At 71.2% G+C, this 22,210-nt stretch carries 17 protein-coding genes; 7 read left to right on the top strand and 10 right to left on the bottom strand.

Annotation, left to right across the window (positions count from 1 at the left end; genetic code table 11):
* The first annotated feature begins 1 nt into the window (after position 1).
* A complete protein-coding gene (locus ABD385_RS16460) occupies positions 2-922 on the top strand; it encodes an MFS transporter (protein WP_344576309.1) in 921 nt (306 codons plus the stop codon).
* A 321-nt stretch (positions 923-1,243) separates the two neighbouring features.
* Positions 1,244-3,400 carry an RNA polymerase recycling motor ATPase HelR gene (helR, locus tag ABD385_RS16465; protein WP_344576311.1) on the top strand — a complete coding sequence of 719 codons (2,157 nt, stop codon included), beginning with the start codon at positions 1,244-1,246 and terminating at the stop codon, positions 3,398-3,400.
* A 170-nt stretch (positions 3,401-3,570) separates the two neighbouring features.
* Here the strand turns inward: helR and ABD385_RS16470 are convergent, their stop codons facing one another.
* Positions 3,571-5,169 carry a malate synthase gene (locus ABD385_RS16470; protein WP_344576313.1) on the bottom strand — a complete coding sequence of 533 codons (1,599 nt, stop codon included), beginning with the start codon at positions 5,167-5,169 and terminating at the stop codon, positions 3,571-3,573.
* Positions 5,170-5,257: 88 nt separating this feature from the next.
* Positions 5,258-6,541, bottom strand: coding sequence for an isocitrate lyase (gene aceA / locus ABD385_RS16475; protein ID WP_344576316.1), 1,284 nt, complete (start codon positions 6,539-6,541; stop codon positions 5,258-5,260).
* A gap of 386 nt (positions 6,542-6,927) precedes the next feature.
* On the opposite strand from aceA, the gene ABD385_RS16480 reads away from it, so the two are divergent.
* Positions 6,928-8,334 (top strand): short-chain fatty acyl-CoA regulator family protein, encoded by a 1,407-nt coding sequence (locus tag ABD385_RS16480; RefSeq protein ID WP_344576319.1) that lies wholly within the window; start codon positions 6,928-6,930, stop codon positions 8,332-8,334.
* Between the two features lie 17 nt (positions 8,335-8,351).
* Here ABD385_RS16480 and ABD385_RS16485 read toward each other — a convergent pair whose 3' ends face one another.
* The 7 genes from ABD385_RS16485 to ABD385_RS16515 form a co-directional block, all read right to left on the bottom strand.
* The gene (locus ABD385_RS16485; RefSeq protein ID WP_344576322.1) at positions 8,352-9,437 is read right to left on the bottom strand and encodes a hypothetical protein; all 1,086 of its coding nucleotides are present in this window, start codon (positions 9,435-9,437) and stop codon (positions 8,352-8,354) included.
* A complete protein-coding gene (locus ABD385_RS16490) occupies positions 9,434-11,434 on the bottom strand; it encodes a hypothetical protein (protein WP_344576325.1) in 2,001 nt (666 codons plus the stop codon). Before ABD385_RS16490 ends, ABD385_RS16485 begins: the two co-directional genes overlap by 4 nt.
* A complete protein-coding gene (locus ABD385_RS16495; protein ID WP_344576329.1) occupies positions 11,431-12,186 on the bottom strand; it encodes a toll/interleukin-1 receptor domain-containing protein in 756 nt (251 codons plus the stop codon). Before ABD385_RS16495 ends, ABD385_RS16490 begins: the two co-directional genes overlap by 4 nt.
* Before the next feature lie 13 nt (positions 12,187-12,199).
* Positions 12,200-13,492 carry an NsdA family TPR-like regulatory protein gene (locus ABD385_RS16500; protein ID WP_344576331.1) on the bottom strand — a complete coding sequence of 431 codons (1,293 nt, stop codon included), beginning with the start codon at positions 13,490-13,492 and terminating at the stop codon, positions 12,200-12,202.
* A 463-nt stretch (positions 13,493-13,955) separates the two neighbouring features.
* Positions 13,956-14,558, bottom strand: coding sequence for a hypothetical protein (locus tag ABD385_RS16505; RefSeq protein ID WP_344576334.1), 603 nt, complete (start codon positions 14,556-14,558; stop codon positions 13,956-13,958).
* 109 nt (positions 14,559-14,667) lie between these two features.
* On the bottom strand, positions 14,668-15,783 hold the full coding sequence (locus ABD385_RS16510) for an LPXTG cell wall anchor domain-containing protein (protein WP_344576337.1): 1,116 nt from the start codon (positions 15,781-15,783) through the stop codon (positions 14,668-14,670).
* Between the two features lie 699 nt (positions 15,784-16,482).
* The gene (locus tag ABD385_RS16515) at positions 16,483-17,385 is read right to left on the bottom strand and encodes a LysR family transcriptional regulator (protein ID WP_344576339.1); all 903 of its coding nucleotides are present in this window, start codon (positions 17,383-17,385) and stop codon (positions 16,483-16,485) included.
* A gap of 99 nt (positions 17,386-17,484) precedes the next feature.
* Here ABD385_RS16515 and ABD385_RS16520 point away from each other — a divergent pair, with 99 nt between their 5' ends.
* Positions 17,485-18,231, top strand: a complete 747-nt coding sequence (locus ABD385_RS16520; protein WP_344576342.1) for an SDR family oxidoreductase — start codon at positions 17,485-17,487, stop codon at positions 18,229-18,231.
* 174 nt (positions 18,232-18,405) lie between these two features.
* On the opposite strand, the gene ABD385_RS16525 is transcribed toward ABD385_RS16520, so the two are convergent.
* Positions 18,406-19,908: an MFS transporter gene (locus ABD385_RS16525; RefSeq protein ID WP_344576345.1), complete on the bottom strand. Its 1,503-nt coding sequence runs from the start codon at positions 19,906-19,908 to the stop codon at positions 18,406-18,408.
* 172 nt (positions 19,909-20,080) lie between these two features.
* Between ABD385_RS16525 and ABD385_RS16530 the strand changes: the two genes are divergently transcribed.
* The 3 genes from ABD385_RS16530 to ABD385_RS16540 all read left to right on the top strand — a co-directional run bounded on the left by ABD385_RS16530 (position 20,081) and on the right by ABD385_RS16540 (position 22,197).
* A complete protein-coding gene (locus ABD385_RS16530; RefSeq protein ID WP_344576346.1) occupies positions 20,081-20,578 on the top strand; it encodes a MarR family winged helix-turn-helix transcriptional regulator in 498 nt (165 codons plus the stop codon).
* A 715-nt stretch (positions 20,579-21,293) separates the two neighbouring features.
* Positions 21,294-21,890 (top strand): LysE family translocator, encoded by a 597-nt coding sequence (locus ABD385_RS16535; RefSeq protein WP_344576347.1) that lies wholly within the window; start codon positions 21,294-21,296, stop codon positions 21,888-21,890.
* 49 nt (positions 21,891-21,939) lie between these two features.
* Complete coding sequence (locus ABD385_RS16540) at positions 21,940-22,197, top strand: acyl carrier protein (RefSeq protein WP_344576349.1); 258 nt, start codon at positions 21,940-21,942, stop codon at positions 22,195-22,197.
* Positions 22,198-22,210 lie beyond the last annotated feature (13 nt).

The raw sequence follows: 22,210 nt of genomic DNA on the forward strand, positions 1-22,210 counted from the left end.
CATGCGCACCTGGCTGCCGTTGGTCGCCACCTGCTCGGGAACGTTCGTGCTGCTCGTCTACTCGACGATCGTGACGGTGGCGCTCCCCAGCATGGCCCACGACCTGCACGCGGGCTTCGGCGCCGCGCAGTGGATCGTCGACGTCTACCCCCTCGCCCTGGCGGGGCTGTTGCTCGGCATGGGCTCGCTCGGGGACAACCTGGGGCGTAAACGCCTCTACCTGTCCGGCCTCGGCGTCTTCGGCGTGGCCACGCTCGCGTGCGGACTGGCCGGCAACGCCGCGGTGTTGATCGCCGCGCGAGCCGTCCAGGGCCTGACCGGTGCCGCGATGTTCTCGACCCTGCTCCCGTTGATCGGGCTCACCTACACCGGGCGCGACCGGGGTGTGGCCTTCGCGGTCTGGGGCGCGGTGGCCGGCGCGGCCGCCGGCACCGGCAACGTCGCCGGCGGGGTCCTGACGCAGTTCCTGTCCTGGCAGTGGATCTTCTTCGCGGGCGTCCCGGTCTGCGCGCTCACGATGGCCCTCTCCGCCGTGGTCCTCACCGACGACACCACCACCTCGACCCGCATCGACCACCTGGGCATCGCCACGTTCACATTGGCGGCGATCGGCATCACCTTCGGCATGATCCGCGGCGGAGAGCGCGGCTGGGCGGCGACTTCGACGCTGCTCGGCCTCGGGTTCGGCCGCGCTGGACGCTCGGCGGCGGCACGGTGGCCGTCGGCGTCGGCGTGGGTAGCGGGCTGCTGGCGCTGTGGCTGCTCACGCCGCCCCGCGGCGGCGGTGCCGGTCAGTCGGGGGTGCGCGGCCGGGGTGAACGCCGTGTGGCGCGCCCCGCCACCGCGGCGCATCGACGATGAGCGCCCCCGCATCGGCTTCACCCCGAACTCCCGGATCCACTTCTACGGGCTGAAGGGCTGAGAGCGCCGCGGCCGGTGGGGGAGCGGTGCCACCGGCGCCGAAATGAGAAGAGGCAAGGAGTACGAACGCTCCTTGCCATTCTCAACATATAGCGCACTGGGGGGCTTGCGGCAAGGCCCCTGTCGTACCGCAGAATCGCAGGCCAAAGCCAGAACCTGCGGAAACGGGGGATGCACGACGTGCATGACGTGTTGTCGAAAGGCGAGCCGGGCGCTGCCGCCGGGGCGGTGGAACGGGGCCTGCGGCTGCTGGTGCCTGGCACCGTGCCTGGCGCCGCGCCGGTGGGCGCCGCGGGCGCGGCCTCGGATCGGGGTTGATGTCATGGGTTCCCTGACCACCAGCGCGTTCGCGCTTCCCGCCCGGCTCGCGGCCAAGGCCGACCAGGCACTGGTCGCCGAGGACGAGCAGCACTTCGCGGCCCTCGCGGAGAGCCTGGACCGTACGATCGGCGAGCTGTCCGACCAGCTCGACGCCACGCTCAAGGCACCCGGCGGCGTCGGCCGGGCCGCCATGGACCGGGACGCCGAGATCCATCGACTGACCGCCCGCCTGCGCGCCCTGCGCAGGTTCGGCCTGGACCTGTGCCTGGGGCGCATCGTCACCGCCGACGACCCCGAGCCCGTCTACGTCGGACGGCTCGGCCTCACCGACGGCTCGGGGCGCCGGCTGCTGGTCGACTGGCGTTCGCCGGCCGCCGAGCCGTTCTTCGGCGCGACCCACGCCAACCCGATGGGACTGGCGAGCCGCCGCCGCTACCGCTGGACCGGCGGCCGGATCGGCGACTACTGGGACGAGGTGTTCACCGCCGACGCGCTGGCGCCCGGACGGCACGCCGCGCTCGACGACCAGTCCGCGTTCATCGCCAGCCTGGGCAGCAGCCGGTCGGCCCGGATGCGGGACGTGCTCGCCACCATCCAGTCCGACCAGGACGCCATCATCCGGGCCGGTTCCCGCGGCACCCTGGTCGTCGACGGCGGCCCGGGCACCGGCAAGACCGTCGTCGCCCTGCACCGCTCCGCCTACCTCCTCCACTCCGACCCCCGCCTGGGCCACCGTCGGGGCGGGGTGCTGTTCGTCGGGCCGCACCAGCCCTACCTGGCCTACGTCGCCGACGTCCTGCCCAGCCTGGGCGAGGAGGGCGTGCGGACCTGCACCGTGCGGGACCTCGTCGCCGAGGGCGCCGGAGCGGCGAGCGAGACCGACCCGGAGGTGGCCGGCCTGAAGTCGTCCGCGCAGATGGTGCGCGCGATCGAGGCGGCGGTCAGGTTCTACGAGGAGCCGCCGGCCGAGGGGATGACGGTCACGACGGACTGGGCCGACGTCTGGCTGAGCGCCGACGACTGGGCCGAGGCGTTCCAGGCAGCGGGCGCCGGCACGCCGCACAACGAGGCGCGCGAGCAGATCTGGGCGGAACTGGTCACGATCCTGCTGGACAAGCTCGACGACGACGTTCCGCCCGAGCTGTTCGGCAGGGCGCTGCGACACGACGAAGAGCTGGTCACCACCCTCCACCGTGCCTGGCCACTGCTCGAAGCGGCGGACCTGGTCGGCGACCTCTGGTCGGTTGCCGCCTACCTGCGGCTGTGCGCTCCCTGGCTGAGCCGCGACGAGGTGCACACGCTCCAGCGCAAGGAGGCTCCCCAGGCATGGACGGTGGCCGACCTGCCGCTCCTGGACGCGGCCCGACAGCGGCTCGGCGACCCGCAGGCGGCCCGGCGACGGCGTCGGCAGGAGGCCGCCGTCGCCGCCGAACGCGCCCGGATGGCCGACGTCATCGACAACGTCCTCGCGGCCGACGACGACGGCGAGGGAGCCGTGACCATGCTGCGCGGCCAGGACCTCCAGGACAGCCTGATCGACGCGGCCGCCCTGCCCGGCAGCGAGCCGGACCGGCTCGCCGGGCCGTTCGCGCACGTCGTCGTGGACGAGGCCCAGGAACTGACCGACGCCGAGTGGAACATGCTGCTGCTGCGCTGTCCGTCCCGGAGCTTCACCATCGTCGGGGACCGGGCCCAGGCCAGGCACGGCTTCACCGAGTCGTGGCAGGAACGGCTGGCGCGGGTCGGGCTCGACCGGGTCGAGGTGGCCTCGCTGAGCGTCAACTACCGTACGCCGGCACAGGTCATGGCGGAGGCCGAGCCGGTCATCCGCGCCGTGCTCCCGGACGCCAACGTGCCGACCTCCATCCGCAGCGGCGACGTGCCCGTCACCCACGGGTCCGTCGCGGAACTCGACACGATCCTGGATGCCTGGCTCGCCGCGCACGCCGACGGGGTCGCCTGCGTCATCGGCGCCCCCGCGTTCCGGGCGACGCCCCGCGTCCGCTCGCTGACGCCCGAGCTGTCGAAGGGCCTGGAGTTCGACCTGGTCGTCCTGGTCGACCCGGCGGCGTTCGGGGCGGGCGTCGCAGGAGCGGTGGACCGCTACGTCGCGATGACCCGGGCGACCCGGCAACTGGTCGTCCTCACCAGTTCCTGACGCGGGCCGGGCGGGGGTGGGGCTCGCGGGTGGTGGGGCCGGCCGGCGGTCCACCACAGCGGGGCGCGGGACGGGTTCCCCCGCCCCGCGCCCCGTCTCACAGCGACCGCACGGGTCCCTCAACCCCCGCGGCGCCCCCCGGGCCCCTCAGCCCGGGTCGACGCACCGGCTCACGCCCGTGCCTGGGCGTGCCGGACGAGATGGCGGGAGTAGGCGTCGGGCGTGAAGGAGGCGGGCAACTCGATGCCCAGGCAGGTCCGTTCGAACAGGGCCCGCACCTCCTCCACGGCGGCCCAGGGGTACTGGGCGCCCAGCGACGCGCTCTCCTCGTCGAGCATCCGCAACACCGTCTCCCGGTCGACGAGGCGGTGCCGCAGCCACTGCCACACCTGGGCGCGGGCGATCTCGGCGGTCGCCGCGTCCGCCAGCACGCCGTCCAGAGGCACGGTCCCGGCGCCGCGCAGCCAGGCGTCGAAGTAGCGGAGCGCGGCCGTGATGTTGGCGCGCAGCCCTTCCGGCGTGGGCGGGGTGCTGATCCGGCGCACCGCCAGCAGGTCGCCGGCGGTCACCGCCACGTCGTCGCGGGTCCGCTCGATCTGGTGCGGCCGGTCCGCCAGGACGCCGTCGAAGACCTCGCGGCACACCGGGACCAGTCCCGGATGCGCCACGCAGCCGCCGTCGAAGCCGGCCTCGGCCTCGACTTCCTTGTCCAGTCGGACCGTTGCGAGGGCGGCCTGGTGCGCGGCGGGGTCCGCACTGGGCACCTGGGCCGCCGACCCGCCGATCGCATGGGCGCCGCGCCGGTGGCAGGTGCGGACCAGCAGATCGGTGTAGGCCCGCAGGAAGGGCGCGGTCATCGTCACCCCGGCGCGGTCCGGCAGCCGGAAGTCGGTGCGGTGGCCGAACGTCTTGACCAGGCTGAACAGGTAGTTCCAGCGGCTCGCCTGCAACCCCGCGCCGTGGTCCCGCAGTTCGTGGAGGATCTCCTCCATCTCGAACGCCGCGGTGACGGTCTCGACGGGCACGGTGGCGCGGATCGTGCCGCGCGGGATGCCGAGCAGGTCCTGGGCGCCGACGAAGACGTCGTTCCACAGCCGCGCCTCGTAGCGGTTCGCCACCTCCGGCAGGTGGAAGTACGGGCCGTGGCCGGCGTCGAGCTGCCGCTGCCCGCAGTGGAAGAGGTACAGGCCGAAGTCGACGAGCGCGGCGGGCACCGGGCTGTCGTCGTACCGGAGGTGTTCCTCGTCGAGGTGCCAGCCGCGGGGGCGGACCACGATCGTGGTGCGGCGTGCGCGCTCGGCGCGTCGGTCCCCCTCGCCGTCGTGGCTGGTGACGTCGATGCGACGCGCGAGCGCGTCGAGCAGGTTCACCTGCCCGTCGATGACGTTGGCCCAGGTGGGCGCGGTGGCATCGGCGAAGTCGGCGGTCCAGACGTGGGCCCCGGAGGCGAGGGCGTCGCGGGTGGTGCGGCGGTCCGGCGGCCCGGTGATCTCCACGCGGCGGTCGGCGAGACCGGGCGCGGGCGGGGCCACGTGCCAGGTCGGGTCGGCCCGGACGGCGGAGGTGACCAGGGGGAAGTCGAGCGGTGCGCCGGCGGCCAGGCGCAGGGCCTGCCGACGGCGTTCGGTCATCAACTCCCGCCGGCGCCCGCCGAACTCCGCGGTCAGGTGACCGACGAAGTCCAGGGCCTCGGGCGTGAGGATCTCGTCGTGCCGCTCGCCCGGGGCGGCGAGCACGCGAACGGAACGGGTCAGTGCGCTGGTGGGCATCGGATTCTCCTGCGGGAGGGGCGGGAGCGGGCGTCGGCGGGCGGAGCGGGGGCGGACGGGGACGGTCGTCCGCCCCCCCCCGCACGGCCTAGTGGAACTGCTGCTCCTCGGTGGAGCCGGCCAGTGCGGTGGTGGAGGAGGTGGGGTTGACCGCGGTGGAGACCAGGTCGAAGTAGCCGGTGCCGACCTCGCGTTGGTGCTTCACGGCGGTGAAGCCGTGCTGCTGCGCGGCGAACTCCCGCTCCTGGAGGTCGACGTAGGCGGTCATGCCGTGGTCCGCGTAGCCGCGCGCCAGGTCGAACATGCCGTGGTTGAGGGAGTGGAAACCGGCCAGCGTGATGAACTGGAACTTGTAGCCCATCGCGCCCAACTCCCGCTGGAACTTGGCGATCTGGTCGTCGTCCAGGGCCGCCTTCCAGTTGAACGACGGCGAGCAGTTGTAGGCCAGCATCTGGTCCGGGTGCCGGGCGTGAATCGCCTCGGCGAACTCCCGTGCCTGGGCCAGGTCCGGGGTACCGGTCTCGACCCAGATCAGATCGGCGTACGGGGCGTAGGCCAGTCCGCGGGCGATCACCGGCGCCATGCCGTTGCGCACCCGATAGAAGCCCTCGGCGGTGCGCTCACCGGTGACGAACTCGGCGTCCCGCTCGTCGACGTCGGTGGTCAGCAGGTTGGCGGCGAGGGCGTCGGTACGGGCGACGATCAGCGTCGGCACGTCGGCGATGTCCGCCGCGAGCCGGGCCGCGTTGAGCGTGCGGATGTGCTGCGAGGTGGGCACCAGCACCTTGCCGCCGAGGTGGCCGCACTTCTTCTCCGAGGCGAGCTGGTCCTCGTAGTGGATGCCGGCCGCACCCGCCGCGATCATCGCCTTGGTCAGCTCGAAGGCGTTGAGCGGACCGCCGAAACCGGCCTCGGCGTCGGCGACCACCGGCGCCAGCCAGTCCGTCGTGTCGCCGGCGTCCTCGGCGGTGGCGATCTGGTCGGCGCGCAGCAGCGCGTTGTTGATCCGACGGACCACCTGGGGAACGGAGTTGGCCGGGTACAGGCTCTGGTCGGGGTAGGTGTGGCCGGCCTGGTTGGCGTCGGCGGCGACCTGCCAGCCGGAGAGGTAGATGGCCTGGAGGCCGGCCTTGACCTGCTGGACGGCCTGGCCGCCGGTGAGCGCGCCGAGCGCGTGCACGTAGTCCAGTTCGTGCAGTTGGCGCCAGAGTCGCTCGGCGCCGCGCCGGGCCAGGGTGTGCTCCTCGCGGACGCTGCCGGCCAGCCGCACGACGTCCGCGGCGCCGTAGGTGCGCTCGATGCCCTGCCACCGCGGGTCGGTGGCCCAGCGCCGGGCTAGTTCCTCGATGGCCTGCGTCCTCGCCTGTGCCATGACTGTCACCGTCTCCTCGGTCCGTGGTGGATGCCAACACCGCTGCCTGTATGAGCAACGGGTGGCACTGTGTGTCGTACTTCGTGTGACTGGGATGCGGCCCGCCGTCCCTCCGGGGAGCGGAGCTGAGCAATGTTGCCGGTGCTGGACACCGCCGTTGCCGGGATCTCCGACGTCAGGGCCGTGAATCGGGCCCCGATCCGGGCGGTGGCCGTTCGGGTCCAGCGGGCCGCACTCAGACTCTGGCAGTGGCACTGAGTGCCAACAAGCGTGGACGCCTGCCAACTTCTGCAAATCTTCACCCGCAGTTCTGCGAACATTGCAACGGCCACGCGGCGGACCCGCTCGCGTACGCCGACCACGACCCGGACAGCAAAGGACACGCGGTGAGCAAGACGTATGCGGGAGCGCGCCTGCGCCGGCTGCGCGAGGAACGACGGATGAGCCAGGCGGACCTGGCCCGCGCCCTCGGCATCTCGCGCAGCTACCTCAACCAGATGGAGCACGACTCCCGTCCGCTCACCGTCCCGGTCCTGCTCCGCCTCACCGAGGCGTTCGGCGTCGACCCCGGATTCTTCTCCGAGCGCGACACCACCCGACTGGTGGCGGACCTGCGCGAGGCACTGGCCGGCGAACTCGCCGCGGCCCGCATCTCCACCGCCGACCTGACCGAACTCGCCGCCCGGACGCCCGCGATCGCCCACGTCCTGCTCGACCTCGGCCGCCGCAACCACCACCTGTCCGAACGCCTGGTGGGCGCCACCGACGGCCGGGGGACCGACCCGCAGCTGCCGGGCTCACCCCACGAGGAGATCCGCGACTTCTTCTACCGCCGGCAGAACTACCTGCACGAGACCGACCAGGCCGCCGAACGCCTCGCCGCCGACATCGGCATCCGGCCCGGCGACGTGCTCCGCGTCCTGACCACCCGCCTCGCCGACCGTCACGCCGTCCGCCTGTCCACCGACACCGACGACCGCCTGCACCACTACGACGACGCCACCCGCACCCTGCACCTGTCCACCCGGCTGCGCCCGGGCCAACGCGCCTTCCGCATGGCCACCCAACTCGCCCTGCTCGAACACGGCGACCACCTCGACGACCAGGCAGCCGAGGACTTCCCGCCGGGCTCACCCGCCCACGCCCTGGCCCGCATCGGCGTCGCCAACTACTTCGCCGCCGCCCTCGTCCTGCCCTACACCGACTTCCACGCCACGGCCGAACACGTCCGCTACGACATCGAGCGCCTGACCGACCGCTACGGCCTCGGCTACGAAACCGTCTGCCACCGCCTGAGCACCCTCCAACGCCCCCGCCTGCGCGGCGTCCCCTTCTCCTTCGTCCGCGTCGACCGCGCCGGCAACCTCTCCAAACGCCAATCCGCCACCGGCTTCCACTTCTCCCGCGCCGGCGGCACCTGCCCGCTCTGGAACGTCTACGAAGCGTTCACCGCCCCCGGCCGCATCCACGTCCAGATCGCCGAAATGCCCGACGGTCAACGCTACTTGTGGACCGCCCGGGCCCTCACCCGACACCGCGGCGGCTGGGGCGAACCAGGCAAGACCTTCGCCATCGGCCTCGGCTGCGAAATCCGCCACGCCCACCGCCTCGTCTACTCCGACGGCCTCGACCTCGACAACGCCGCCACCGCCACCCCCATCGGCATGGGCTGCCGCGTCTGCGAACGCCTCAACTGCCCCCAACGCGCCGCCCCACCCCTGGCCCGCCCCCTCCACATCGACGAGAACACCAGCACCTTCGTGCCCTACCCGGTAGCGGAGGAAGAGGGCTGAGGGGCCGCCCCGTCGGCTCACCGCCCGGGCGGCGACTCGAACCCCGCGTCGTCCCCACCGACCGACGGATCCTCGTCATCCGACCGGTAACGCGCCGGTGGCTCGAACCGCCGCAACATTTCCTCGGCGGTCTCGTTCCGGCCCTGGGTCCTGATGACGTCCGCGACCTGCTTGGCGAGCATGCCGCGGCGGACGTCGCCGTCGGGGAAGCCCATGCTCGTGAGGAACGCCTCGAAGTGCTCGGTGGCGGTCGGCTCGCGCTCGACGACGGTGGAGGGGCCGTCGACGTCCTCCGCGTCGGTTCGCCCGTCGACGAGTTGAGGCACGAACGCCCGCAGCCGATCGGGCACGTCGGCGTCATTGGCGGCGGACGCGAGCTGCGCGAGCAGGCCGAGGTCCGCCACGGTCTTCTCCACCCGGTCCTCGTTTTTCGCCAGCCACCAGACCACCGCACTGCCGGTGTCCTTCAGCACGTCTTCGCCCAGGTACTCGCGTTTGCTCTGTTCGTACTTGCGTTGGTGTTCCCAGACCGCCTTGTCCTTGCGCACCTCGGCCAACTTGTCCAGCCGCTCCCGATCGTGTGCGTGCAAGGTGAGCGTGACGTTCTCCGCCATGGCCTGGAGAAGTTCGGTGCGGTCCGGGCACAGCCGGCTGAGCGCACCGCCCAACTCGTGCTCGACGAGTGAGACGCGGTCGGGATCGCGCAGCTCGGTGAGCGCGCGGGCCCGTTCCAACACCGCCTCGACGGCGAGGCCGGCCGGATTGACCACCGGGCCGTGGCCGTTGGGATCCAGCGGGTACCACCGCACGGTCGCGGAGAACAGGAAGTCGTAGTCGGCCCACTGACTGGGAAGCGCAACGGAACTGAGGCGGTGTTCCCGGCGCTCGATGGGCACTGCCGTGCGCTGCTCCTCGAAGTCGACGGAGAACGAGCCGCGCCGCGACTCGGCGATCTTGAAGGTCACCGTGGGCACGGCGACGAGGAGAACGGCGAGGGCCGCCCAGGCCCAGCCGGGCCACCGCTGCACCAGGCCGACGATCGTCAGCAGCAGAGCGCACAAGGTGGTCAGGAACACGGTGGTGGTCTTGGATCCCGTCGTCATGGTGTCGTCCCCCCGGGAGTCGCGGATCGAGATGAAGCGGCAGGTGGGCGGAGGCCCTGGGCCGCTGAGATCTTCTGGAGCAGCCGGTCGGTCGTCGCGGCGCCGCGTGCCGGCCCACCGGACGTGGTGGGCTCCGCGGCCCGTGCCACCGCGTACAGCACCGCGAAGTGGGTGCCGTCCCCACCAGCGCCGTTGACCAAGAGGTCGAGCAGCAGGTCACGGCGGTCGTCGGAGGCGGAGTCGGAGGCGAGGTGCAGCCAGCGTTCCGCGTAGGGCTGCCAGTCGAGCCGTGGCAGGTGACGGAAGACCACGAGCCAGCCGAGGGACACGCACTCTCGTACGTAGCCCTCGTCCACCAGCGCACGGGGCGCCCCGCCCGGCTCCGTCAGCGGAACCGGATCGCAGATCCGCAGGAAGAGGCGCGCATCGGCGGCCGGGGCCGACGACCGCCGGGTGACGCGGTCGAGGGCGCGGCGCCTGAGCCGGCTGCTCGTCGCCACCAAGGCGCACAGTGCGTCCAACGCGTGCGTGGCCGCGTGCTCGCGGCGGGCCAGGTGATGCAGCCGGACCATTGCCTGGTCGGGGTGGGTGGGGGCGATCACGTCGGTGCAGACGCGCAACAGCACGTAGGCGAGTTGCCCCGTCAGTTGCTTGTCCCGGCACCATGCGTAGACCAACTGCCGGAAGTCAGCTCCGTACCGCTGGTGTTCCAGGCCGCGGGAGAGCGCGTGGATCGCGGCCCACGCGCGCGCCTGCGACCTGGCCCCGGCCCCCCACTCGTGCGCCAGGGCCGTCAGCTCCTGCCACTGGTGGGTGCGCAGGTACTGGTCGGCGAGCCGATGCACCAACTCTTCGCGCAGGCCCGGGGTGAGGTGTGGATCGTCCAACTCGGTGCTACGAGCGGTCCAGGAGCTGAACAGGGGCCGGAGGTGCGGCATGTGGTTCCAGAAGTGGACGCGTACCGCGTCGTCGTAGTCCAACTCCTTGAACTGGACGTGGCCGTCCGTTCCGGTCGACGCATGGATCTCCTCCAGGCGCTCGGCCAGGTCCTTGCACGCCAGTGAGGGCCCTTCTTCCCGAGGGCCCCCGGGCAGGTGCAGCAGCACGTCGGTGGCGCGGTGGATGACGTCGGCGTGCGCCCCGTGCAGCATGGCCGTGGCGAACAGCAGCGCCCGTTGCGATGCCTCGCTCCGTTCGGCGACGAGACGGGCCACCTCCTTCCGCCGGGTCTTGCGGGCGTCACGTGCCTGCTCGCACCAACGGGCGAAGCCGACGCCCGGATCCGCGGCACGGGCCCGACGCACACGGTCGGCGAAGTCCGCGACCTCCGCCACCGTGCGCTGTTCTCCCAGGAACTCCGCCATCGCAGGCGCCGGTTGCAGGAATGCGTCATGCGGTACGCCGTGGAGTCGCAAGTGGCGACGGAGCACTTCCTCGGCCGGCGGGCGTGCGAGGTCGGCGCGCAGGAATTGGAGGTCGGATTCCAGGCCGTCGTCGTAGGGCATGACGACGACCAAGTGCGCCTGCTGCTCGTGTACGGCCTCGCGCAGGGACGACAGGTCCCTACGGTTCTTCGTCCAGCGGGTACCGGTGGCCTCGGCGAGATCCAGCAGCAGCCGGTCGCCGGCTCCGACCAGTGCGGGATCGGTGAGTGGGGTCTCCTCCTCGTCGCCGGGCAGCAGTTCGCGGAAGACGCCCGTCTCTCGCGGGAGTTCGTACAGGAGCACGCGTGCCGCCGCTGTTCGCCCGCTGCCCGGCTCGCCGTACAGGATGACGGTGCCGTGTTCCGCCAGGAGGCGGCGGGCCGCACCCATGCCCTCGGGATCGACGAAGCGCTGCCTGAGCCAGCGGAGTTGGTCGTCCGCGATGCGTCGGGGGCTGCGGACGCTCGGCTCCTGAGGGCCGCCGACGGTGACGTTCACGTTGTAGAGGTCCCCGTACCCGGCGTGCATCGGGCCGCGGGGATTCTCGACCCGCGTCGTGCCGGGTCCCGTCACCGCACGTCGTCCTCGTGCCGACCTCGGCCACCGAACTGGTGGCGAACGTCGCCCCGCTGATCGCCTTCCACGATCGTCATGCCGTCGCCCGAGTAGTGGCGTCCCCCGGACTGATGGCGGGAGTTCTGGTAGATGTCGCCGGTGCCGGAGTGGACCGGTCCGGTCGCCCCCTTGATCACGGTCCCGGCGACGTCTCCGGTGAAGTCGCGGCTCTGCACCACGGTTCCGTGGACGTCTCCGGTCGAATTGGACACGGCGTCCTGGTCGGTGCCGCGCTCGTCGGCGTGCTCCGCGGCATGCAGCTCGGGCACCATCTCCGCGACGACGTCACCGAGCCGCTTGAGGTCGGCCTCCGCGTTCTGCATGTCCAGCCGGACGGACTGCAAGTCCGCCAGTCGTGCCAAGGCATCCGGCAGGTGGTCCTTCTCCAGACGCCCCGTCGTCCTGCCCGCGAGGACGGGAACCACCGGGATCCCACATTCGAACGCCGTCAGGATTTCCCTGCGCACCCAGTCCTCCGGATCTGCCAACCGGTCCTGGAAGTTGATCCAGTCGCCTCCGATCACCGCCAGCAGCAGAGCGCTGCGTCGCAAGCTCGTCAGCAGGGCATCGGGGTAGGCCTCCCCGGGCAGGATGGACTTCGAGGCGCGGAAGACGCGGTTCTTCCCGAAGCGGTTCGAGAGTTCGTTGTCGATCAAGGCGGCGGACTCGTGACCGTCGCCCGTCCGGTAGTTGATGAATACCTTGGCCATCGTGGACTCCTCTTCAGGAAGTGGTGGAGCGGCATAATGTGGCGAGCCGCGGGGAGAGCTGGCGCACCGACGCCTGCTGCGGGTGCCGGGCCAGGACGCGGGCCAGGCGCCGCAGGTCGATCGTGACGGTTGCGGACCGCACGGCGGCCACCCCGTCGAGCAGTGCCGCGGTCAGAGCGCAGGCGTGGTCGATCTCGCCGTCCGCGGCGTATGCGAGTGCCCGGCGCACCCCGTAACGCACCTGGGTGCGCATCGCGTGGGGAGAGACCTGCGTGAGCTGCCGGTCCAGCGCTTCGGCTGCCTGTCGCGGACGGCCCAGGTCGTACAGGCACCACCCCTGGACCATGCCGACCGAGTCGGGCAGGTGCATGCTGCCGATCACCGGTGCGTCGGATGCGTCCGATCGGTCGGCGAGCAGCTCCCGAGCCCGGTCCAAGGCAGCCTGGCAGGCGTCGTGGTCACCCGCGAGCGCATGTCCTTGTGCCTGGCGCTGCGCGGCGAGCCCGCGGATCCGGGACGGGAGCGAGCCGCTCCGTGCGCGCTGGGCCAGGGCGACGGTCTGTTCGGCGTCGTCCTGGTACAGGGTGACCAAGGCACGCCGGACCAGGGCGTATCCGGCCAGTGCTCGGTCACCGCCGGCAGCCGCGAGGTCCACCGCACGCTGGGTCCACCACAGCGCCGCCGCGTCGTCGCCGGTCTCTTGCACCAGCCAGCCGATGTATTCGGCGTAGCGGGAGCCGAGCGCCAGCAGTTCCCGGCGGGTGCGGGAGTCGACGTGCGCCGACAGCTCGCGCAGCGTGTGGGTCTGTGCGATCAGCCCGGGGAGCAGGAAGCCGGGCTCCACGCTCTGGCCGAGTTTGCGGTAGTGCGTGAACAGGTCACGGGACGCCGCCAACATTCCGACACCCGTGGCCGACGGGACCGGGCCCTGACCACCGGTACGCCAGCGCAGCAACGATGCGGCGCCCACGCCCACCACCTGGCGCCGCCCCAGGGGTTCGAAGCTCCCCGAGCCGTCCGGAGACAGTTGCATCGTCCACTCCTCCTCGTCGATTCCGCCGGGTGCCGGCTCCTGCGGCACGGCCGAAGCCGGTGCGGCGACCAGGGCGATCAGTGCGCCACCGGCCCGGAGGGCGGCGTCGCACAGCCGGGCCAGATCGCGGCTGGGCGCCTTGATGCCTCGTTCGACCTTGCTCAGTTGCGCCTTGCTGTAGTGAACGGCGGACGAGAGCGCGGTGAGGCTGAGGCCGGCGTCCAAACGTCGCTTCCTCAGTTCCTCGCCGAACGCGGTGGACGGTTGCGGCACGAGAACCTCCATGACCATCCGTCCATGTGAACGGGGCTGCCGCAGGAAAGAGTGCGCCAACCGCGCCCGGACGGACAAGGCGAACGGTGCTGTTTCCCGTTTCCTTCTCCGCAGCGGGTACGCAGTAGTCCCGGAAGCGCGCAGTGATGTTGCGATCGGGAAGTGGTCAGGGAAGGGAAGCCCGGCCGTGTCCTCGCGGTCGACCGCCAACTGGCGGGACCCGTAGCAGCAACCCGACTACGTGATGGCGAGACCCTTCCAAGGGCTACCGGCGGACGGGTGCCGGTTCGCGCCCGCGTGACGTCGTGGCGGGCGGCGCCTCCGGGGCAGACCGCCAAGGCCGATGACGGGGCGGTCGGCAAGATCCGTTCCGGTGTCTCGGGGCGTGGGCCGTCGGAATCCCCACGCACCGCAGGAGTCTGCCGCCGTCAGACCGTGACGGCGGCAGACCTCCTCGTGGGTGTCAGCCCTTGCGGGGGGAGAAGCTGCCGCTGGCGTCGCCGCTGGCCGTGCAGTCCGTGTCGCGGTAGTGGTCGACGAAGGTGCCGGTCAGGCCGGTGAGCGCGTCGTACGCCTGGTCCATGGGCAGGTTCTCACCCACCCTGAATCGCAGCTGCACGTGGACGGACTCGCGGGGCTTCAGCGTCTTCGGGGCGGGGACGGTGCCGCGGGCCCCTCCGTCGGCCTGGCGCAGCGTCTTCCAGGCGCGCTGCGCGGTGTCCCAGTACTGCAGGTCGCCGTACGGGCCCAGGTCGCGCTCGCCCTCGTTGTAGACGTAACTGCCCAGCTTGGCCTTGAGTTCGAACGACTTCAGCTCCTTTGCCGAGGCGTTGGTGAGCGTGGCCGTGTAGGTCGTCCACTGAGTGCTGAGGGTGACCGACTTGGGTATGCCGAACACGCGGCCCACGAAGGTGTTGTTGTGGTACTGCCCGTAGGCGGTGTCGATGTCGTAGCACGTGGGGAGTGCCTCGGCGGGGGCCGCCTGGGAGGCGGGTGCGGCGGCCATCGTCACGGGGAGCAGGGCGGCCGTCGCGGCCGAGACCGACAGGGCGCGGCGCAGTTTCATGAAGATCACTTTCCCGGTTCTGCGGACCCGCGGACCTTTTGTTCCCCGTGTCACGGGGTCTCCGGGCCGTGGATCCTTTGGTTGTCAGGTGCTGGGAGCGACGGTGCGTTTACGCGGTGGCGTCCGTGGCGTTCGGACCGGCGACGCCCTTGCGGCGGCGTGCGCCGACGACCGCACCCGCGCCGATCACCATGGCGGCTCCGCCGGCGAGGGCGATCACCGGGAGCGCGGACGAGGAGCCGGTCGCGGCGAGGTGGGCGCCGCCCTGCGCGCGCAGGCCACCGGTGGAGTCGGAACCATCCGCAGCGCCGCCGGGCGCGGCGCTCCGGCTGGGCTCGGCCGTGCCACCCGGCTTGCCCGGCTCGGTGGGCTTGCTGGTCGGGGGCTGCGTCGGCTTCGCGTTCGCGGGGAGGATGGTGAAGTCGTACCAGGCTTCCTTGGCCGAACCACAGGAGCCGTCGCGGTTGCGGTAGTCGCCGGCGGCGAGCGCGTAACCGGCGCCGGGCTTGGCGTCCTTGACCACGTGGGTGCGCAGTTGGAGCGTGAGGGTGCTGCGCGGACCGACGGCGAAGGAGCCGAACAGCTCGTCGGGCGTCGCGTCGTGGAAGGTCTTCCACTTCCCCGTCTTGGCGTCGTGGTACTCGGTCTCCAGCTCCCAGTACGGCCGGTCGACGTCTTCGGCGGAGGACACGAGCAGGAAGGGCTGGACCTCCGCCAGGCGGGTGCCGGTGGTGTTGGTGAGCGTCATGGAGAACGAGGTCCAGGCACCGCCCGCAGCCAACTCGCGCGGCAGCCCGTGGACGGCCACCTGCAACTGGTCGGACTCGAACGCGCAGGACTGACCCGCACCGTCGGCATCGCCGGCGTCCTTGCCGCCACCAGCGGCCCCCTCAGCGGTCCCTCCGGCGCTCCCGGCGGCCTTCGGCTGCTGCCCCGGGGCGGGACGGGTGGGCCCGTCGCGGTCCAGGGACGCCGAACCACCGGCAGCGGCGTCGCCCGGGCGCCGCGGCTCGTCCGGGGTGGTCGTTCCGCCGCCGCTCGTTGCGGAGTCCGCCGGCCGGTCCGCCGGTCTCGCGGCATCGGGGGAGTCGGGAGCGGTGGGCGTACGGGGACCGGCCTCGGTCACCGGCGCCGTTGCGAACGCGGCGGCGGGCGCGGCCAGTACGGCGGCAGGCGCCAGTACGGCCGCCGCGGCGGCGGCCGTCAGTGCACGTCGAATCTTCATCCAGCAGACCTCTCGGTTCCGAAGTGCCGCCTGGGCGACACGGGTTGGCGTACGCCATGTTCGGGCCGTGCATGACGCATGGTTGTGCGTGTGTGCGCAGGCGTACGTGCGCACAGTTGCGCCTCATATGTGACGAGTCGCGCTGTGGAAAGGTTGCACGCTCATGTCACTGGAGTGACGCGTGGAGCGGGGTGTTGCGTTGTCGTGAACTCGCGTGCGGTGAGCGGGGGTTGCTCGTCACGCTGCTGTCGTGGGCCGTCACGGGGGTGTCCCCGGAAGCCCCACGGGAGGCCCGGGAACCCGACGTGCCCGACCTCGTCGAGGTTCCCGAGCCTGAGCCTGAGCCTGAGCCGGGGCCGGGAGAGGTGCTGATCCGGGGCCGTGGCGACCAGCCTCAACCCGGTCGACGACAAGACGCGGGAAGGGGCCGTCGGCGAGGGGAGATCGCCGTGACGTTCTGAGCCGGGCGGCGCGCCGGAGGACGAGCGCCCGGGCGTCGCAGCGCCCGGGCTCCGCCGGTAAGCCGCACCCCCTTCCCACTCAGTGGCGCACTTGCGCGTCCGTACTGCGTGGCGATGTACGGCTGACGGACCGAGTGGGAAATCGGTGGAGTCGGCCCCACACCGGAGCGGTCGACAGCCCCGCTGGCCGTGCAGCGCGGCGACAGCCCTCTGGAACACCTCGCAGAGGCAAGGGGGGTCAGTTGACCGGCAGTTCGTTGTTCTCCTGTCGGGAGGCTGTGCCGAGCAATGTACGGGCGACGTCTTCCAGTGATCCGAGCAGCGGGTTGGGGTCGTCAGCGCGCGTGACGAGCACGACTTCGCAGGGATCGATGTCGATGAGGGGCACCAGGGCGATGTCCTCGCGCGCAGCAGCGCGTCGATCCCCGGCAGGGAAGATCGCGACACAGTGGCCGGTGGCGATGAGTTCCAGCTTGTCCTCGTAGCTGTCGTCGATTCCGGGCGGGGGTGGTGCCGGGCGGTCGCCGACCGGCTTGGGCGTGCTCCAGACAACCGGAGTGCTGACGCAGACCATCAGTTCCTCGTCCGACAGGGCCCGCAGGCTGACGGGTTTGTCGTTCGCCAGATGATGACTCGCCGACGTGACGAGTACCCGTGACTCCTCATGGAGCTCGGTCACTCGGAAGCCGTCCGTTGGGAAGGGCAGGGGTCGGTATGCGACGAGGGCGTCGACCCGCCCCTCGGCGAGGGCGTGCGTGTCCCGCCAGTCGAGGTGCCGGGTGCGGACCTGGGCGTCGGGGTGCCGGCGGCGCAGTTCCTGCACACACGCGGTGATGACCAGTCCTTCGGCGTAGCCGACGGTGATGGTACGGGGCTGGACGGCGGCTCTGGCCATGTGAGCGGCTTGCTCGGCCTCTTGGAGCAGCATCCGGGCCCTGGGAAGGAAGGCCTGACCGGCGTCGGTGAGGCTGCTGCCCTGCGGCGAGCGGTCGAAGAGCCGGACACCGAGCTGAGCTTCCAGTCGTTGGATCTGGCGGCTCAGCGACGGCTGCGCCAAGTGCAGCTTGGTGGCGGCCCGGCCGAAGTTGCCGTACTCCGCCACGACCGTGAAATAGCGCACGAGCCGCAGATCAACGTCCATTCGCCCAGGGTACGTTGCGCGCCTCGATACGCCTGGGACATGACGGCATACGAAACAGGTCTTGGACAGGGTGTGCGGGTGGGTATTTGGCTGGAGGGCATGACCACTTATGACGGCAAGAAGATCGTGATCACGGGCGGAAGCAGCGGTATCGGCCTGGCTACGGCCCGGTTGTTCGCGGACGGTGGGGCGCACGTACTGATCACCGGCCGCACCCAATCCACCCTGGACGCCGCGCTGGAGCAGTTGGGGAACAAGGCGATCGCCGTCCGGAGCGACGCCGCGTCCCTGAAGGACATCAAGGCGATGGCCGGCGTGGTCCAGGAGCGGTTCGGCGCGGTGGACGCGCTGTTCGTCAACGCCGGCGTCACTGCGTCCGCGCCGTTCGACTCGACGACGGAGGAGATGTACGACGAGCTGTTCGGCATCAACGTCAAGGGCCCGTACTTCACCGTGCAGGCGTTGGCGCCACTGCTGCGCGAGGGAAGCGGCGTGGTCCTCACCACGTCGGTGGTGAACGTCCGGGGCCTCGACGCGCTCAGTGTCTACTCGGCGAGCAAAGCAGCCCTGCGGTCGATGACGCGCACCCTGGCCCGCGAGCTGCTTCCGCGCAAGGTGCGCGTCAATGCCGTGAGCCCCGGCCCGATCGACACGGGCATCCTGGACCGCTCCTCGCTGCCCGCCGACGTCGCCGAGGCGATGAAGGACACCTACCGGAGCACCAACCCGATGCAGCGGCTGGGGACGTCCGAGGAAGTGGCCGCCGCAGTGGCGTACTTGGCGTTCGATGCGACCTTCTCGACGGGAACGGAGTTCCCTGTCGACGGAGGGGCTTCGCAACTCTAGGTGCTCTGACCGCACAGGTTCGCCGGGGCGTCAGGGCGCGGGGGAGAGGGGGCGACCGCCCCGGCGGATGCCCTTCTCGCTGCGGATGCGGATGCGGCTGCGGGCGCGCTCGCGACGTTGAGCGTTGAGCGTTGAGCACGCCGGGATGGCGGGTGTTCTGGCCCGGTCACAGCACTAGCTGGAGCTTCCGCGTCGGTGCGGTGTGCCGCGCCGTACCGGTCGGTGGTCGTGCCGGGCGCCGTCCTTGGTCCTGGGCCCCAGCCAGGCCGCGGCCAGGGTGAGTGCGGAGGCGGCGATCAGGACGACGAGTGCCCATCGGGCGCCGTCGAGGGGGCCGTGGGCGGGGGCGGCATGGAGGGCGAGGGCGACGAGGGCGACGCCGAGCGCGGTGCCCAGCCCCCGCGTCATGTTGACCAGTCCGCCGCCGGTGCCGGACGAGGCCGCCGGGATGGCGCCCATGATCAGCGTGTTGTTGGCCGGCGTGAACGTGCCCAGGCCCACCCCGAGCAGGGCCAGCAGCGGGGCCAGACCGACCGGGGTGAGGGGGACGACGAGCAGGGCGACCAGCGCCACCGTGCAGACGGCGGCGCCCAGCATGCACCGGGTGCGGTCCGTCAGGGTGAGGGGCAGCAGCCGGTCCGCGGTGGTGGCGGCAGCGGCGAAGCCCGCCGGGAGCGCGGTGAGCACCGCCCCCGCGGTCAGGTCCGAGTGTCCGTTGCCCGTCAGGACGACCGGGACGAGGACGAGCGGCCCGAAGAGCACCAGGTAACCGCTCAACGCCCCCAGCAGTCCGGACGAGACCGCCCGCAGGCGCAGCAGCTTCAGATCCAGCAACGGCGTCGCGGCGCGCCGCTGCCGCTCGACGAACGCCCAGGCAGACACCGCGCAGAGCACGAACAGGCCACCGATGCCCCACCCCGGTACCGGCAGCCCGGAAGCCGCCGAGACGCCGAGCAGCCCGGACGTCGTGGCCAAGGCCAGCAGGGCGAGCCCGGTCCAGTCGAAGCCCGTGACGTGCTGCCGACTCCGGGTGCGGGGCAGCAGGTAGTGCCCGGCCACCAGGGCGACCAGGCCGACGGGCACGTTGACGCCGAAGACCCAGCGCCAACCCAACGTGGACACCAGGGCGCCGCCGACGGTGGGGCCCAGGGCCAGGCCGAGTGCCTGGGCCGCCGCCTGGACGCCCAGTGCGGTGCGCATCCGTCCGCGCGGTGCGCTGGTGGCGACCAGGGCGACGCTGTTGGCCTGCATCATCGCGGCCCCGGCGGCTTGCAGGATCCGGCAGCCGATCAGCGCGCCCAGCGACGGGGCCAGTCCGCAGGCGGCCGACGCGACCGTGAAGACGACGAATCCGTACAGGTAGAACAGCTTCCGGCCGTGCGCGTCCGCCAGGCGGCCGGCCGGCACGAGCAGCGCCACCAGCGTGATCAGGTAGGCCAGCGAAACCCATTCGACGGCCGCCAGCTGGGCCCCGAACTCGGTGCGCAGGCTGCCGTAGGTGAGCGTGACGATGCTGGCGTCGAGCTGGCCCATGAAGGCGCCGAAGCAGACGGTGGCGACGGCCAGCCACCAGGCACCGGGGAGGTCGCGTATCCGCTCCGGGCGCGGGCGTTCGCTCGTCAGCGCCTTCGGTACCAGGCGTCGGCGCGGGGGACCGGCGGTGCGTGGACCCGTCATCTCGGCTCCCTGGTCGAGAGGCGTTGATCCGCGGACCGCAGTGCGTGCGAAGAACCCTCCATGACTCCCATATTACATCGGCATCCGAAATATTCGGTAGCCGATGTGTGAGCGGGGGACGTATACCGAAACCCCTGCCCGGTGCGCGGAACTCCGCGGTTAGAGTCGGTCCATGCCGCAGCAACGCCACCCAGCGTCCCCGTCGCCCGCGCCCGGCGACCGGGCCACGGACGCCCGCCTGCTCACCGAGGCCGTCACCCGGCTCCGCCGCGCGCTGCGCGCTTCCATCCGGACCGACTACCCGTGGGAGCAACTGCCCATGGCCCAGGTCGAACTGCTCCAGGTCCTCGCGGAACACTCCCCGGCCAGGATCAGCGACCTCGCCACCCGCCAGCGGCTCGCCGCCAGTACGGTCAGCGGGCTGATCGGCCAGATGATCAATGCTGGGCTGGTGGCCCGCGCGGTCGACCCGGCTGACCGCCGTGCCTCGGTCGTCACCCTCACCGAGGCCGGGCGCACGCAACTCACTGCCTGGGCCGGTGCCCACGAACGACGCCTGGACGACGCGCTCGCCGCGCTCGACGAGGCGGACCGGGCGGCCGTTCGCGCCGCCCTGCCCGGCCTCCTGCGCATCGCCCGGCACTTGGAGGGCGACTCCGACGTCGGCTGAGCGCCGCGCGGAGCCGGCAGTCACGGGGTGACCGACCGCGAACTCGCGCCTTCCGGTGCCTGTCATCCGGTGTCTGGTCATCCGGCGCCTGCCAGTCCGGTGTCCGATGCTTGTCGTCCGGTGTCCGATGTCTGTACTCCGGCGCCTGTCATCCGGTGTCTGTCATCTGGTGTCCGGTGCCTGTCATCCGGTGTCTGTCCTCTGTCCTCTGTCTGCTGACCTCTGTCATCTGTCGTCTGGTGTCTGGCATTTGGTGCCTCGCGCCTTGCGCCTCGTGCCTGGTGTCTGCGGTCGGACGTCGGGCGTTCGCGGTGCTTGGCGCTGCCCCCGCGGTGCCTGCCTGGCGCGTCGAAAGGTCCTCCCTGCCCCCTTGGTCCAGCATGCGGACGCGGGAATGCTCATGGCTGAGATGCATCGCCCGAAGCGGTACATCCGGCGAGGTGTGCTGGTGGCCGCGCTTGCCAGTGGCCGGGAATCGATGCCTACCGGCCCGTAGGTTCTCGGCCCACCCGCAAGTAATTCAACAAACTGTTGCCTGGCCCATCGGGAGCGGATAGCGTGCGGCCGGTGGTGATCAACAGTCGGAGGTGTCGGAACTCAGAGGGGGTGCATTTGAAATGGATGTGGACGCGTCACGGCCGTATCCCGATCAAATGGAGATCGGGATCGTGACGGCCCCATGGTGAATGGGGCTTTCATTGCGACCGTTTTTGCGATGGTGGCCGCACCGGGACCGTCATTCATGGTTCTGGTGAATGAGACCCTGCGTTTCGGACGCGGGGCCGGGCTGGTGACCATTCTCGGTAGCAGTACCGGTTTGCTCATGTGGGCGGCTACCTCCGCCCTGGGGCTGGCCGCGCTGACGCAGACCTCTGAACTGGTGTTCACCGTCTTCAAGCTGACTGGTGCCGCCTACCTCTGCTACCTCGCCGTGATGACCGTGCGCAACCGACGGGACTTCGCCCGCCAACCGGCGGAAGAGTCCCCGGCGCGCGACGCCGCCACGCTGTGGCGGTCCTACCGATCAGGGCTGGTCACCAGCGCCGCCAACCCCAAGATGGCCACCGTCTATCTGGCGCTGATCCCGCAGTTCCTGCCGCCCGGCGGTGGTACGCCCGCCGACGTGGTCACGTTGACCGCCGTGCAGATCGCGATCAGTGCCGGCTGGTACGCCGTGGTGGTCGCCCTCGTCGGCCTGGCGAGGCGGTTGTTCGCCGTGCCGGCGGTGCAGTTGGGACTGGCCTGGGTGAGCGCGGCCGTCCTGCTGACGCTCGGGCTGCGCACCGCGGTGATGACCAGCTCCACGCTCTAGCCGAACGGCTGGAAGAGCGAAGACCCGTCCAGGGGAGAAGAGGAAAATCTTGACGCCGCCCGAAAAGGTCGAATCTCAGGTGCGCGAAATCATCGCGTCCGTACTCGGTTCGTCCGCGCCGTCCGAAATCCGACTCGATGACGAGTTGCACGAAATCGGAGTCGAGTCGCTGAGCATTCTCGCCATCGTGGTGCGAGTTGAAGAGGAATGCGGAATCAAGATCGGTGACAGTGAGCTCTTCGAAGCCTCGCTGAAGCGGGTCGGCGATCTCGTCGAGCTGGTGCAATCGAACATGGCACATTCCTAGAAACGAGGTACGG

This window comes from Streptomyces lunalinharesii (assembly GCF_039532155.1).
Lineage (GTDB): Bacteria > Actinomycetota > Actinomycetes > Streptomycetales > Streptomycetaceae > Streptomyces > Streptomyces lunalinharesii.